The organism is Kitasatospora sp. SolWspMP-SS2h, assembly GCF_003259315.1.
In the GTDB taxonomy this organism is placed as follows: domain Bacteria; phylum Actinomycetota; class Actinomycetes; order Streptomycetales; family Streptomycetaceae; genus Kitasatospora; species Kitasatospora fiedleri.
Genome location: NZ_QLLT01000005.1, coordinates 220262 through 234894, shown reverse-complemented (window position 1 = coordinate 234894; position 14633 = coordinate 220262). Strand labels below are relative to the sequence as shown.

The following is a 14633-nucleotide window of genomic DNA, read 5'->3' as shown; positions in this document are numbered from 1 at the left end:
GGCGGGCCGGAGACGGGGCCGGCGGCGGACCGGCAACCGCGCGCGGGGACGTTCACCCGACCGGTGCGGCGCGCGGGCCGTGTCGGTCGGGGTCGCCGGGCGGCGGCGCGGGTAGGACTGTGGCTGTCGACGATTCGGGAGCCCCGAGGACGGAGTGCGCTGGGTGGCCGCATACCTTGACCGCGAGCAGGCGGGATCCGAGCAGGTACCGGCGGCGGACAACCCGCCCGCCCCACCGGAGTTGACGGCGCTCGCGCACGCCCACGGGGTGGACACCGGCTACGACACCGGCTCCGGCCCGGTGCAGGTCGGCGCGCGGACGTTGACCGCCGTGCTGGCCGCGCTCGGGGTCGACGCCGGGACGCCGGAGCTGGCCGCCGCGGCCCTGGAGCGGCACCGCGCGCAGCGCGCCGCCCGGCTGCTGCCGCCCACCGTGGTCGCCTGGCAGGGCCGCCGCACCGTGCTCGACCTGCCGGCCGGGGCGGAGGTCCGGATCGAGCTCGAACGGGGCGGCGAGATCCGGGAGTCGACCGGCGGCCAGCCGCACCCGCTGCCCGCCGACCTGCCGCCCGGCCGCCACCTGCTGACCGTCCGGGCGGACGGGCGCACCGCCCGGGCCGCCCTGCTGGCCGCCCCGCCGCGGATCCCCGAGCCCACCGGGCGCAGCTGGGGCTTCCTGGCCCAGCTCTACTCGGTGCTGAGCGAACAGTCCTGGGGCATGGGCGACCTGGCCGACCTGGCCGAACTCGCCCGGTGGGCGGGCGCCGAACTCGGCGCGGGCTTCCTCCAGATCAACCCGCTGCACGCGGGCATGCCCGGCACCCCCTCCGACCCGTCCCCCTACCGCCCCTCCTCGCGCCGCTTCGCCGACCCGGTGCACCTGCGGATCGAGGCGCTCCCCGAGTACACCCGGCACGAGGAGGCCCCCGACCTGGCCCGCCGGGCCCGGCTGCTGCGCGAGGAGGTGCTGGAGCACGACGCCCTGATCGACCGCGACGCGGTGTGGTCGCTCAAGCGCCGGGCCCTGGAGCTGCTGCACACCGTGCCGCGCGGCGTCGGCCGGGAGGCCGCGTACCGGGCGTTCGTCCGGCGCGAGGGCGAGTGGCTGGAGCGCCACGCGCTCTGGAACGCGCTGGCCGAGGTGCACGGCGCCGGCTGGCACGCCTGGCCCAAGGGCCTGCGCCACCCCGCCAACCCGCAGGTGGCCGCCGCCCGGGCCGAGTTGAAGGACCGGGTGGAGTTCCACCGCTGGCTGGCCTGGCTGGTCGACGAGCAGCTGCACGCCGCCCAGCGCGCCGCGACCGACGCGGGCATGCCGCTCGGCCTGATCCACGACCTCGCGGTCGGCGTCCACCCCGACGGCGCCGACGCCTGGGTGCTCCAGGACGTGCTGGCCGCCGGGATCTCCACCGGCGCCCCGCCGGACGCCTTCAACGCCCACGGCCAGGACTGGGGCCTGCCGCCCTGGCGGCCCGACGCGCTGGCCGAGGCCGGGTACGCCCCGTTCGCCGAACTCATCCGGGCCTCCGCCCGGCACGCCGGGGCGATCCGGATCGACCACGTGATGGGCCTGTTCCGGCTCTGGTGGGTCCCCGAGGGGGCCCGCCCCACCGAGGGCACCTACGTCCGCTACGACGCGGAGGCGATGCTCGCCGTCCTCGCCCTGGAGGCGCACCGGGCCGGGACGGCCGTCATCGGCGAGGACCTCGGCACCGTCGAGCCCGGCGTGCGCGAACGCCTCGCCGAGCACGGCGTGCTGGGCACCTCGGTGCTCTGGTTCGAACGCGACTGGCGGGCCGGCGGCGCGGTGCTGCCCCCCGAGCGCTGGCGCCCCGGCTGCCTGGCCACCCTCACCACCCACGACCTGCCCTCCACTGCCGCCCGGCTCAGCGGCGAGCACGTCGGCCTCCGCCACCACCTGGGCCTGCTGGCCCGGCCGCTGGCCGAGGAGCAGGAGGCGGCCGCCGCCGAACTCGCCGACTGGCAGCGCGAACTGGTCCGGATCGGGCTGCTCGCCGAGGGCGAGCCGCCCACCCCCGAGGCGCTCTACGCCTACCTGCTGGCCACCCCCGCCAAGCTGGTCGGCGTCTGGCTCCCCGACACCGTCGGCGACCCCCGCCCGCAGAACCTCCCCGGCACCTGGGACCAGTACCCCAACTGGCGCCTGCCGGTCGCCGACGCCACCGGCACCCCCCGCACCCTGGACGACCTGGCCGCCGCCCCCGGCACCGCCGGCATCGCCGCCACCCTCGCCCCGCTGGCCCCGGTGCCGGCGGGACACGCCGACAGGCGCACCCCGCCGGGCGGAGCGGTGTAGGAGGCCGGTACCTTGGGAAACGTGGACAAGAGGAACGCAATGCGCGCCGGTGCGGTCACCGCGGCGGCCACGCTGATGATGCTGATGTCGTCGCCCGCCATGGCCTACGTGCGGGACGACGGCGACAACCCGGGCGGCGGCCTGAGCGTGGGTCAGACCCTGGGCCTGTTCGTCGCCCTCCCGATCGTCGCCTTCGCGGTGATCGCGGGCCTCTGCCTGATCCCGGGCAGCAAGCGGAAGTAACCCGGGCCCGCACCCGGACGGCGGCGACCGCCGGATCCCCGACCAGCCTCGGCGATCCGGCGGTCGCCGTCGCACGTCCGCGCGGGGGCGGCGGCAGCGGGCCGGTACGTGGTCGGATCCATCCCACCGCAGGCGGCCCCGGACGGCAGAATGACCGCATGCAGTACGCGGACACCCCCTGGCGGGTCCTGGTGGTCGACGACGAGCCCGACCTGGTCGAGGTCCTCTGCGGCGCCCTGCGCTACGAGGGCTGGCAGGCCCGCGGCGTCACCGGCGGCCTGGACGCCGTCGCCGCCGCCCACGACTGGCACCCGCACGCCATCGTGCTCGACGTGACGCTCCCCGACTTCGACGGGCTCGAAGTGCTGCGCCGGGTCCACACCGCCGACCCCGAGGTGCGCGTCCTGTTCCTCACCGCCCGCGACGCCGTCGAGGACCGGATCGCCGGGATCAGCGCGGGCGGCGACGACTACGTCACCAAACCGTTCAGCCTGGAGGAGGTCGTGGTCCGCCTGCGCGGCCTGCTCCGCCGCACCGCGCCCCCGGGCCCGGCCGCCCCCGGCACCCTCGCCGTCGGCGACCTGCGGCTCGACCCCGCCACCCGGGAGGTCAGCCGCGGCGGCGAACCCGTCGACCTCAGCCCCACCGAGTTCGCCCTGCTGCGCCACCTGATGGAGCACCCCCGCCAGGTGCTCAGCAAGGCCCGCCTCCTGGACGCCGTCTGGGCCTACGACTTCGGCGGCCAGGCCCACGTGGTCGAGCTGTACATCAGCTACCTGCGCCGCAAGATCGACGCCGGCCGCCCGCCGATGATCCACACCGTCCGCGGTGCCGGGTACGTGCTGCGCGCGGCCACCGGATGAGGCGCCCCGCCCCGCGCCCGCGCACCCTGCGGGCCCGCCTGGTGGCCGCCCTGATCGCGCTGCTCGCCCTGATCTGCGCGGGCATCGGCGTCGTCACCTGCGAGGCGATCCGGCACTTCCTGGTCGACCGCCTCGACCGGCAGCTCTCCGCGGCCGGCGGCCGGTACGCCGCCAGCCTCGACGACCCCGGCCACGACATCTGCGCCCAGTCGCCCGGCACCTTCGGCGCCCGGCTGGTCGACGGCGGCGTCACCCGCGCCGCGGTGGTCGGCGGCGTCCCGCCCGGCGGCGACGACCCCGTCCCGTTCGCCGCGGACCGCGCCGACGCCGCCGTCCCGCTCGACGCCGCCGACCTGGCCGACCTGCGCGACCTGCCCGCCGACGGCCGCCCCCGCGACCTCACCCTCTCCGCGCTCGGCCGCTACCGGGTGGCGGCCGTCCCCGGCGACGACCGCGACACCCTGGTCACCGGCCTGCCGCTGCACCCCGTCGACGAGACGGTGCAGCGCCTGCTGCTGATCGAACTGGTCGTCTTCACCGCCGCGCTGACCGCCGCCGCCACCGGCGGCACCCTCGCCGTCCGGCTCGCCCTGCGCCCCCTCGACCGGGTCGTCGCCACCGCCGAACGGGTCTCCGCCCTCCCGCTCGCCAACGGCGCCGTCGACCTCGGCGAACGCGTCCCCGACGACGACCCCCGCACCGAGGTCGGCCGGGTCGGCACCGCGCTCAACCGGATGCTCGGCCACGTCGCCGACGCGCTGACCCGCCGCCAGAACGTCGAGGAGCGCCTGCGCGCCTTCGCCGCCGACGCCAGCCACGAGCTGCGCAACCCCGTCGCCACCGTCCGCGGCCACGCCGAACTCGCCCTCCGGCACCCCGGCCCCGTCCCCGAACCCGTCCGGCACTCCCTGGAGCGGATCAGCGCCGAATCCCGCCGGATGGGCACCATCGTCGAGGACCTCCTGCTGCTCGCCCGCCTGGACGCCGGCCGCCCACTGGCCGTCCGGGACACCGACCTCACCCGGATCGCCCTCGACTGCACCGCCGACGCCCGGGCCGCCGCCCCCGGCCACCGCTGGCTGCTCGAACTCCCCGCCGAACCCGTCACCGTCCCCGGCGACCCGCACCGCCTCGCCCAGGTCGTCACCAACCTGCTGGCCAACGCCCGCACCCACACCCCCGACGGCACCACCGTCACCCTGCGCCTCGACCCGGCCGGCCGCCTCACCGTCACCGACGACGGCCCCGGCATCCCCGCCGACCTCGCCCCGCACGTCTTCGACCGCTTCACCCGCGGCGACCGCGCCCGCTCCCGCCGCACCGGCTCCACCGGCCTCGGGCTCGCCATCGTCCGGGCCGTCGTCCAGGCCCACCACGGCACCGTCACCCTAGCCAGCACCCCGGGCCGGACCACCGTCACCGTGACGCTCGGGGAGCACTGAACGGCCGGGGGCCGGGAGCACTGAACGCCCCCGGCCCCCGGCCGTCCCGTCCGTGCGGACCCCGCGTCGGCGGTCAGCGGTCAGCGGTCAGCGGTCGGCGGCCTGCGCCTTCAGCGCCCGCTCCACGCCCGCCCGGGCCTCGACGACCTGGCGGCGCAGGGCCGGGGACGGGTCCGCGGCGGCGAGCCAGGCGTCGGTGGCGTCGAGGGTGGCCTGCGAGACCGCGTAGGAGGGGTAGAGCCCGCCGATGATCTGCTGCGAGATCTCGTGGCTGCGGGTCTCCCAGACCTGCTTGACCGAGGCGAAGTACTTCTCGGCGTAGGCGGCCAGCAGCTCGCGCTGGTCGGCCTGCTGGAAGCCGGCGATGACGGCCTCCTGGACGTAGTTGGTCAGGGTGTCGGAGTCGACCACCGACGTCCACGCCTCGGCCTTGGCCTCGGCGGTGGGCCGGGCCGCCCGGCAGGTCGCGGCGTGCTCCTGCCCGGAGGAGGTGTTGTCGCGGGCGAGTTCGGCGTCGATCGCCGCCTCGTCCGCGCGCCCGGTGGCGACCAGCCGCACCAGCAGGCTCCAGCGCAGCTCGGTGTCGACGGCCAGGCCCTCGATCTCGACCGAGCCGTCCAGCAGCCCGGCCAGCAGCGCCAGCTGCCCGTCGGTGCGGGCGGCGCCGGCCAGCGCGCGGGCCCAGGCGAGCTGGTGGTCGCTGCCGGCGGGGGCCGCGCGCAGGGCGCTCTCCGCGGCGGCGGCCCAGCGCTCCAGGCCGCTCTCGCGCCAGGCGGGGTCGGCGTACAGCTCCAGGGCGAGCTTGACCTGGCGCTGGACGGACTGCACCACGCCGATGTCGCTCTCGCGGGGCAGGCCGGAGAGGGCCAGCGAGAGGTAGTCGCGGGTGGCGAGTTCGCCGTCGCGGGTCATGTCCCAGGCGGAGGCCCAGCACAGCGCGCGCGGCAGCGAGTCGGCGAAGTCGCCGAGGTGCTCGGTGACGACGGCCAGCGAGTCGGCGTCGAGCCGGACCTTCGCGTAGGAGAGGTCGTCGTCGTTGAGCAGCAGCACGGCGGGCCGGGCCCGGCCCGCCAGCTGCGGGACCTCGGTGCGCTCGCCGTCGACGTCGAGCTCGATCCGGTCGGTGCGCACCAGCTTGCCGTCGGCGAGCTCGTACAGGCCGACGGCGATCCGGTGCGGGCGCAGCACGGCCTCGCCGCGGGCGCCGGCGGGGAGGGCGGGGGCCTCCTGGAGGACGGCGAAGGACTCGACGGTGCCGTCCGCGCCGACGGTCAGCTCGGGGCGCAGCACATTGATGCCGGCGGTTTCCAGCCAGGCCTTGGACCAGGTCCGCAGGTCGCGGCCGCTGGCCTCCTCCAGGGCGCCGAGCAGGTCGGCGAGCCGGGTGTTGCCCCAGGCGTGGCGCTTGAAGTAGGCGCGCACGCCCTGGAAGAAGGCGTCCTGGCCGACGTAGGCGACCAGCTGCTTGAGCACCGAGGCGCCCTTGGCGTAGGTGATGCCGTCGAAGTTGACCTGGACGTCCTCCAGGTCGTTGATCTCCGCCATGATCGGGTGGGTGGAGGGCAGTTGGTCCTGCCGGTAGGCCCAGGTCTTCATCTGGTTGGCGAAGGTGGTCCAGGAGTGCGGCCACTTCGAGCCGGGGGCCTCGGCCTGGCAGACGACCTCGGCGAAGGTGGCGAAGGACTCGTTCAGCCACAGGTCGTTCCACCACTCCATGGTGACGAGGTCGCCGAACCACATGTGGGCGAGCTCGTGCAGGATGGTCGCGGCGCGGGCCTCGTAGGAGGCGTCGGTGACCTTGGAGCGGAAGACGTACTGGTCGCGGAAGGTGACGGCGCCCGCGTTCTCCATCGCGCCGGCGTTGAACTCCGGGACGAACAGCTGGTCGTACTTGGCGAACGGGTAGGGGAAGTCGAACTTCTCCTGGAAGTAGTCGAAGCCCTGCCGGGTGACGGCGAAGATCGCGTCGGCGTCCAGGTGCTCGCGCAGCGACGGGCGGCAGTACACGCCGAACGGCACGTGCTGGGCGCCGTTGTCGTAGCTGTCGAAGACGCCGACGTAGGGGCCGGCGATCAGCGCGGTGATGTAGGTGGACATCCGGGGGGTGGGCTCGAAGGTCCACACCCGGGTGTCGCCGTCGCCGGCGGGCTCGGGGGTGGGGGAGTTGGAGACCACGACCCAGCCGGCCGGGGCGGTGACGGTGAAGGCGAAGGTGGCCTTCAGGTCGGGCTGCTCGAAGCTGGCGAAGACGCGGCGGGCGTCCGGGACCTCGAACTGGGTGTAGAGGTAGGTCTCGCCGTCGGCGGGGTCGACGAAGCGGTGCAGGCCCTCACCGGTGTTGGTGTAGGCGCAGTCGGCGACCACCCGCAGCTCGTTCTCGGCGGCCAGGCCGGGCAGCGCGATGCGGCTGTCGGCGAAGCTCTCCAGCGGCAGGGCGCGGCCGTTGAGGACGATCTCCGTCACGGCGGGGGCGACCAGGTCGATGAAGGTGGAGGCGCCGGGTTCGGCGGCCTTGAACCGGACCACGGTGGTGGACCGGAAGGTGCCGCCCTCGCGCGCGGAGCTCAGGTCGAGCTCGATCTCGTACGCGTCCACGGCCAGGAGTGCGGCCCGGGTGCGGGCCTCCTCACGGGTCAAGTTGGTGCCAGGCACTCGCAGGACTCCTTCGTCAGGGCTCGGGTTACCGGGAATCCTCCCATGCGCGTAACGATCCGTGTTCGTGCTTGACTCCCCCTCCGAGCAGTACCGGAGCATAGAGTTCAGAAGTTGAAGCTGAACTTCTCAGGAACAGCAAGTGCGCCCTGGAGGGTGGAACATGTCGACGGACACACCGGGATCGCAGTCCTCGCTGCACCGGGCCAATCTCGAACGGGTGCTGCGGGCTGTGCGGATGGCCGGATCGCTGACCCAGGCGGAGATCGCCCGGGGCACGGGGCTGTCGGCCGCGACGGTGTCCAACATCGTCCGCGAGCTGAAGGAGTCCGGCACCGTGGTGGTGGCCGACACCTCCTCCGGCGGGCGGCGGGCGCGCAGCGTTTCGCTGAGCGGGGACGCGGGGATCGTGGTGGGCGTGGACTTCGGGCACACCCACCTGCGGGTGGCGGTCGGCAACCTGGCGCACCGGGTGCTCGCCGAGGAGAGCGAGCCGCTGGACGTGGACGTCTCCGCGCAGCAGGGCTTCGACCGCGCCGAGCGGATGGTGGAGCGGCTGCTGAGCCAGGCCGGCTTCCCGGCGGACAAGGTGATCGGGGTGGGCCTGGGCGTGCCGGGCCCAATCGACGTGGAGACCGGGGCGCTCGGCTCGACCGCGATCCTGCCGGGCTGGACGGGCGTGATGCCGGGCCAGGAGCTGTCCGGACGCCTGGGCATGCCGGTGCACGTGGACAACGACGCCAACCTGGGCGCGCTGGGCGAGCTGGTGTGGGGCGCCGGGCGGGGCCTGGGCGACCTGGCGTACATCAAGGTGGCCAGCGGCGTGGGCTCCGGCCTGGTGATCAACAGCCAGATCTACCGCGGTCCGGGGGGCACCGCGGGCGAGATCGGGCACATCACGCTGGACGAGGCGGGGCCGGTGTGCCGCTGCGGCAACCGGGGCTGCCTGGAGACCTTCGTGGGCTCCCGCTACCTGCTCAACCTCTTGAACGCCAACCACCCCGGCGAGCTGACCCTGGGCAAGGTGGTGCAGCTGGCCCAGCAGGGCGACCTGGGCTGCCGCCGGGTGATCGCCGACGCCGGCCGGCAGATCGGGATGGGCGTGGCGACCCTGTGCAACCTGCTCAATCCGCGCCGGGTGATCCTCGGCGGCGATCTCGCCGAGGCCGGTGAACTGGTGCTTTCCCCGATCCGGGACTCGGTGGCACGGTACGCGATCCCCAGTGCCGCCCGGCAGCTGTCGGTGGTCCCGGGGACGCTCGGCGGCCGGGCCGAGGTGCTCGGCGCGCTCGCCCTGGTGATGAGCGAGATGGGCGAGAGCGGGGTGCTCTGACCGGGACCGGCCGTCGGCCGCAGGGGGGTCCGGGGGCTCGCTCGGTATCGGGTGAGCCTTCAGGAAGATAACGAAAAGGTTTGGATCCGGGGCCTTGCGGCTTTACTTATTGACGATAAGCTTCGTCACGGGGTTGACTCCTGCCCACCTCGCCGCAACATTCGCGGCTCTGTCAGGGAGGCTCCCCCCACCATGAACGCAATGATGCGTCGCGTCGCCGTCGGCACTGTCGCTGTCTCGATGGCTCTGACCATGGCCGCCTGTGGCAAGGCCGGTGACGACAAGAAGGACAGCGCCGCCTCGGGCAACAACAAGTCGATCGGCCTGCTGCTCCCGGAGAACGCGTCCTCCACCCGGTACGAGTCCTTCGACAAGCCGTTCATCGAGGCCAAGGTCAAGGAACTCTGCGCCGACTGCAAGGTCGAGTACAACAACGCCGAGGGCTCCGCGGCCAAGCAGAAGCAGCAGTTCGACACCCTGATCGCCCAGGGCGTCAAGGTCATCATCCTGGACGCGTTCGACGCCAAGTCCACCCAGGCGTGGGTCACCGAGGCGGCCGGCAAGGGCGTCAAGGTCATCGCGTACGACCGCCTGGCCACCGGCCCGGTCTCCGCCTACGCCTCCTTCGACAACGAGAAGGTCGGCGAGCTCCAGGGCCAGGCCCTGGTCGACGCGCTGGGCGACAAGGCCGCCGACGCCAACATCGTGATGATCAACGGTGACGACGCCGACCCGAACGCCGGCAAGTTCAAGTCCGGCGCCCACAAGGTGCTCGACGGCAAGGTCAAGAAGGTCGTCTACGAGCAGAGCGGTGAGTGGAAGCCCACCGTCGCGGGCCAGAAGGTCGGCGCTGCCATCACCCAGCTCGGCAAGGACGGCTTCCAGGCCGTCTACTCCGCCAACGACGGCATGGCCGCCGCGATCATCACCCAGCTGCAGTCCCAGGGCATCAACGTCCCGGTCGGCGGCCAGGACGCGGGCCTCGACGCGATCCAGCGGATCGTCGCGGGCACCCAGTCCTACACCATCTACAAGGCGTACAAGCCGCTGGCCGACTCGGCCGCCGAGCTCGCCGTCGACCTGCTCCAGGGCAAGGACATCAAGTCCGTCGCCAGCTCGACCATCGACAGCGACACCGACAAGGGCATCCCGGCCAAGCTGCTGGACGCCAAGGTCGTCACCAAGGCGAACATCAAGGACACCGTGATCGCCGACGGTCTGTACAAGGTCGCGGACATCTGCACCGCCGACTTCGCCGCCGCCTGCACCGCGGCCGGCCTGCAGTAACACCCGCCGGGCGGGGGCTCCCTGACCATCCGGGAGCCCCCGCCCGCGTCGCTCCACCCCTCAGCACCACAGCACAGCACTACCCCGCCTGCCCGGCCCGGCACGCGGGACGGCCGTGCCGGAAACGTCAGGTCCGGCACGGGACTCAAGGAGTTGGTTCACGTGACAGGCGCACCCGTACTGGCGTTGCGCGGGGTCTCCAAGCGCTTCGGTGCCGTCCAGGCACTCACCGACGTGCATCTGGAGGTCCACGCGGGCGAGGTCGTCGCCCTGGTCGGCGACAACGGTGCCGGTAAGTCCACCCTGGTCAAGACCATCGCGGGCGTCCACCCGATCGACGAGGGCGTCATCGAGTGGGAGGGCAAGGCGGTCGCCATCAACCGCCCGCAGGACGCCCAGCAGCTCGGCGTCGCCACCGTCTACCAGGACCTCGCGCTCTGCGACAACCTCGACGTGGTCGGCAACCTCTTCCTCGGCCGCGAGATCAAGCGCTTCGGCACCCTGGACGAGGTCGCGATGGAGAAGCGCGCGCGCGAGCTCCTCGACACCCTGTCGATCCGCATCCCCAGCGTCCGCATCCCGATCGCCTCGCTCTCCGGCGGTCAGCGCCAGGTGGTCGCGATCGCCCGCGCCCTGGTCGGCGACCCCAAGATCGTCATCCTGGACGAGCCCACCGCGGCCCTCGGCGTCGAGCAGACCGCCCAGGTCCTGGACCTGGTCGAGCGGCTCCGCCAGCGCGGCCTCGGCGTGATCCTGATCAGCCACAACATGGCCGACGTGAAGGCCGTCGCGGACACCGTCGCGGTGCTCCGCCTGGGCCGCAACAACGGCAGCTTCGAGGTGGCCACCACCTCGCACGAGGAGATCATCTCCGCCATCACCGGCGCCACCGACAACGCGGTGACACGTCGTCAGGCCCGAATCGCGGAGGAATCCAAGTGAGCACCGAGACCCCCACCACGCCCCCCGTCTCCCCCGCGGTGGACCCGCGCCTGCTGGTCCGCAAGGAGGGACTGGCCGGCTACTTCGACGAGTTCGTCCGCAAGATCCGCAGCGGCGAGCTCGGCTCGCTGCCGGTGGTCATCGGCCTGATCGTGATCGCCGCGATCTTCCAGGTCAAGACCGGCACCTTCCTCAACGCCGACAACCTCACCAACATCACCAAGTGGATCGCGGGCCCCGGCCTGATCGCGGTCGGCGTGGTGTTCGTGCTGCTGCTCGGCGAGATCGACCTCTCGCTCGGCTCGGTGGCCGGCGCCACCGCCGCCATCACCTCGGTGCTCTCGGTGCGCCAGGGCCTCGACGAGTGGCTCGCCATCGTGCTGGCGATCGCCGCCGCGATCGCCATCGGCGCCCTGCACGGCTACTTCTTCGCCAAGATCGGCGTCCCCGCGTTCGTCGTCACCCTGGCCGGCATGCTGGCCTGGAACGGCCTGCAGATGCTCGTGCTGGGCAACCTCGGCACCGTCAACAACCCGATCGACGGCGTGGTCGCCAACCTGGACACCTACTTCCTGGGCGACGGCGACGTCATCTGGGCCTGGCTGTTCGCGATCGTCACCATCGTGCTGTTCGCCGCCGGCCAGCTGCTCGACTCCCGCCGCCGCAGCGCCGCCAACCTGCCGGCCCGCCCGATCAGCGAGATCGCGCTGCGCACCGGTGTGATCGGCGTCGTGGTGCTGGTCGCCGCCTACATGCTCAACCAGGACCGCGGCCTGCCGCTGCCGCTGGTGATCTTCGTCGGCATCGTCGCGCTCGGCGACTTCGTGCTGCGCCGCACCGCCTACGGTCGCCAGATCTTCGCGGTCGGCGGCGGCATCGAGGCGGCCCGCCGCGCGGGCATCAACGTCGCCTGGGTCCGGATCTCGGTCTTCATGATCTCGGCCGGCCTGGCCGGCCTCGGCGGCCTGTTCATCGCCTCCCAGCAGGGCTCCGCGGACAAGGCGCTGGGCAGCGGCAACGTGCTGATGAGCGCCATCGCCGCCGCCGTCATCGGCGGCACCAGCCTCTTCGGCGGCCGCGGCAAGACCTGGTCGGCGCTGCTCGGCATCCTGGTCATCCAGTCCATCACCACCGGTCTGGACATGATCCACGCCCAGCAGGCCATCCAGTACATGATCACCGGCGCGGTGCTGCTCGCCGCGGTGGTCCTGGACTCGGTCTCCCGCCGCACCCAGAAGTCCCACGGCCGCGGCTGACCCCCGGCCCCACCACCCGGACCGCGCGACCGGCGCCCCATACCAGGGGCCGGTCGCGCGGTCCGGCGCGTTCGGCCCGGGGCCACCCGAAGAGCTGGTCGGGTCGCCCGCCGCACTACGCGCCGGTAATGGACATTAGACTCGAGCGGGGCGTACGCCCTCCGGGCCCATGCGGGCGCGAGAACTTGGACGAGGAGGAACGGGTGGCCCTGCTGACCCGCATTCGGGGACCGCGCGATCTCGATCGACTCACGCCCGCGCAGCTGACGGCGCTCGCCGAGGAGATCCGCGCCTTCCTGGTGGAGGAGGTCTCCAAGACCGGCGGCCACCTCGGCCCCAACCTCGGCGTGGTCGAGCTGACGCTCGCGATGCACCGGGTCTTCGACTCCCCGCGCGACCGCATCCTCTTCGACACCGGCCACCAGAGCTACGTCCACAAGCTGCTGACCGGCCGCCAGGACTTCTCCCGGCTCAAGATGAAGGGCGGCCTGTCCGGCTACCCCTCGCGGGCCGAGTCCGAGCACGACGTGATCGAGAACTCGCACGCCTCCACCGTCCTCGGCTACGCCGACGGCCTGGCCAAGGCCAACAAGATCCAGGGCCGCAAGGACCGCCCCGTGGTCGCCGTGATCGGCGACGGCGCGCTCACCGGCGGCATGGCCTGGGAGGCGCTCAACAACATCGCCGACAGCCGGGACCTGCCGGTCGTCATCGTCGTCAACGACAACGAGCGGTCCTACTCGCCGACCATCGGCGGCCTCGCCAACCACCTCTCCACGCTGCGCACCACCCAGGGCTACGAGCGCTTCCTGTCCTGGGGCAAGGACGCGCTGCAGCGCACCCCCGTGGTCGGCCAGGCGATGTTCGAGACCCTGCACGGCGCCAAGAAGGGCCTCAAGGACTTCATCGCCCCGCAGGGCATGTTCGAGGACCTCGGCCTCAAGTACATCGGCCCGATCGACGGCCACGACCTCCAGGCCCTGGAGTCCGCCTTCACCAAGGCGCGCGGCTTCGGCGGCCCGGTCATCGTGCACTGCATCACCGAGAAGGGCCGCGGCTACCACGCCGCCGAGAACAACGACGAGGACCGCTTCCACGCGGTCGGCGTGATCCACCCCGACACCGGCCTGCCGGTGAAGACCGCCGGCAAGGACTGGACGTCCGTGTTCGGCGAGGAGATGGTCGCGCTCGGCCGCGAGCGCCGCGACATCGTGGCGATCACCGCCGCGATGCTGCACCCCGTCGGCCTGGCCCCGTTCGCCAAGGCGTACCCCGACCGGACCTTCGACGTCGGCATCGCCGAGCAGCACGCCGCGGTCTGCGCCGCCGGCCTGGCCACCAACGGCCTGCACCCGGTCGTCGCGGTCTACGCGACCTTCCTGAACCGGGCCTTCGACCAGGTCCTGATGGACGTCGCCCTGCACCGGCTCGGCGTCACCTTCGTGCTCGACCGGGCCGGCGTCACCGGCACCGACGGCGCCTCGCACAACGGCATGTGGGACATGTCGATCCTCCAGGTCGTCCCCGGCCTGCGGCTGGCCGCCCCGCGCGACGCCGAGCAGGTCCGGCTCCAGCTGCGCGAGGCCGTCGAGGTCACCGACGCCCCCACCGTGGTCCGCTACTCCAAGGGCAGCGTCGGCCCGTCGGTGCCCGCCGTCGGCCGGGTCGGCGGCATGGACGTGCTCCGGCGGCACGAGGGCGGCTCCGCGGACGAGGCGGCCGACGTGCTGATCGTCTCGGTCGGCGCGATGGCCCCGGTCTGCCTGGAGGCCGCCGAGCTGCTCGCCGCCCGCGGCGTCACCAGCACCGTGGTCGACCCGCGCTGGGTCAAGCCGGTGGACGCCGCGCTGCCCGGCCTGGCCGCCCAGCACCGCCTGGTGGTCACCGTCGAGGACAACGGCCGGGCCGGCGGCGTCGGCTCGGCGGTCGCCCAGGCGCTGCGCGACGCCGACGTGGACGTCCCGCTGCGCGACTTCGGCATCCCGCAGCAGTTCCTCGACCACGCCTCGCGCGCCGAGATCATGGCGGAGATCGGGCTGACCGCCCCGGCGATCGCCGAGAAGATCGCGGCCCAGGTCGACGCCCGCTCCTTCGCCCGGAGCTGACCGCCCGTCCGGGGCCGGCCGCCCCGCCGGGGCGGCCCGTTCCGTCCGGAGCCGACCGCCCGCCCGGAGCCGCCCGCAACCTCCGTGGACGCACCGCCCGGGAGCCGCACCGCCGGCCCCCGGCGGTGCGGCTATTGTCGGACCGTCACACTCATTCCCGGACTGGCACTCCTCCGCCCGTTCGCGCCCGGTA

At 73.4% G+C, this 14633-nt stretch carries 10 protein-coding genes; 9 read left to right on the top strand and 1 reads right to left on the bottom strand.

Translation table 11 applies throughout. The features are described from left to right. The first annotated feature begins 163 nt into the window (after positions 1-163). The 4 genes from malQ (at position 164) to K353_RS08595 (ending at position 4865) form a co-directional block, all read left to right on the top strand. Entirely contained in the window at positions 164-2317 is a 2154-nt protein-coding gene (gene malQ / locus K353_RS08610) for a 4-alpha-glucanotransferase (RefSeq protein WP_111552980.1), read from the top strand. Between the two features lie 39 nt (positions 2318-2356). Further along, on the top strand, positions 2357-2560 hold the full coding sequence (locus K353_RS08605) for a hypothetical protein (RefSeq protein ID WP_233533445.1): 204 nt from the start codon (positions 2357-2359) through the stop codon (positions 2558-2560). 158 nt (positions 2561-2718) lie between these two features. Beyond that, positions 2719-3423 carry a response regulator transcription factor gene (locus K353_RS08600; RefSeq protein ID WP_111552978.1) on the top strand — a complete coding sequence of 235 codons (705 nt, stop codon included), beginning with the start codon at positions 2719-2721 and terminating at the stop codon, positions 3421-3423. Continuing rightward, positions 3420-4865 (top strand): cell wall metabolism sensor histidine kinase WalK, encoded by a 1446-nt coding sequence (locus K353_RS08595; protein WP_111552977.1) that lies wholly within the window; start codon positions 3420-3422, stop codon positions 4863-4865. The genes K353_RS08600 and K353_RS08595 overlap by 4 nt, the downstream gene beginning before the upstream one ends. An 87-nt stretch (positions 4866-4952) precedes the next feature. On the opposite strand, the gene pepN is transcribed toward K353_RS08595, so the two are convergent. Next, the gene (gene pepN, locus K353_RS08590) at positions 4953-7517 is read right to left on the bottom strand and encodes an aminopeptidase N (RefSeq protein ID WP_111552976.1); all 2565 of its coding nucleotides are present in this window, start codon (positions 7515-7517) and stop codon (positions 4953-4955) included. Positions 7518-7680: 163 nt separating this feature from the next. Between pepN and K353_RS08585 the strand changes: the two genes are divergently transcribed. From K353_RS08585 to dxs, 5 genes are all read left to right on the top strand, one after another. Further along, on the top strand, positions 7681-8850 hold the full coding sequence (locus tag K353_RS08585) for an ROK family transcriptional regulator (protein WP_111552975.1): 1170 nt from the start codon (positions 7681-7683) through the stop codon (positions 8848-8850). A gap of 192 nt (positions 8851-9042) precedes the next feature. Further along, positions 9043-10137, top strand: a complete 1095-nt coding sequence (locus K353_RS08580) for a sugar ABC transporter substrate-binding protein (protein WP_111552974.1) — start codon at positions 9043-9045, stop codon at positions 10135-10137. Positions 10138-10290: 153 nt separating this feature from the next. Continuing rightward, positions 10291-11079 carry an ATP-binding cassette domain-containing protein gene (locus K353_RS08575; RefSeq protein ID WP_199528041.1) on the top strand — a complete coding sequence of 263 codons (789 nt, stop codon included), beginning with the start codon at positions 10291-10293 and terminating at the stop codon, positions 11077-11079. Next, positions 11076-12335 carry a sugar ABC transporter permease gene (locus tag K353_RS08570; protein WP_111552972.1) on the top strand — a complete coding sequence of 420 codons (1260 nt, stop codon included), beginning with the start codon at positions 11076-11078 and terminating at the stop codon, positions 12333-12335. The genes K353_RS08575 and K353_RS08570 overlap by 4 nt, the downstream gene beginning before the upstream one ends. 203 nt (positions 12336-12538) lie before the next feature. Further along, the gene (gene dxs, locus K353_RS08565; protein WP_199528040.1) at positions 12539-14440 is read left to right on the top strand and encodes a 1-deoxy-D-xylulose-5-phosphate synthase; all 1902 of its coding nucleotides are present in this window, start codon (positions 12539-12541) and stop codon (positions 14438-14440) included. The last annotated feature ends 193 nt before the right edge of the window (positions 14441-14633 follow it).

Coding starts and splice junctions, on each gene's coding strand:
- K353_RS08580 (WP_111552974.1), top strand. CDS start 9,043: ATGAACGCAATGATGCGTCGCGTCGCCGTCGGCACTGTCGCTGTCTCG.
- K353_RS08600 (WP_111552978.1), top strand. CDS start 2,719: ATGCAGTACGCGGACACCCCCTGGCGGGTCCTGGTGGTCGACGACGAG.
- K353_RS08605 (WP_233533445.1), top strand. CDS start 2,357: ATGCGCGCCGGTGCGGTCACCGCGGCGGCCACGCTGATGATGCTGATG.
- K353_RS08595 (WP_111552977.1), top strand. CDS start 3,420: ATGAGGCGCCCCGCCCCGCGCCCGCGCACCCTGCGGGCCCGCCTGGTG.
- K353_RS08585 (WP_111552975.1), top strand. CDS start 7,681: ATGTCGACGGACACACCGGGATCGCAGTCCTCGCTGCACCGGGCCAAT.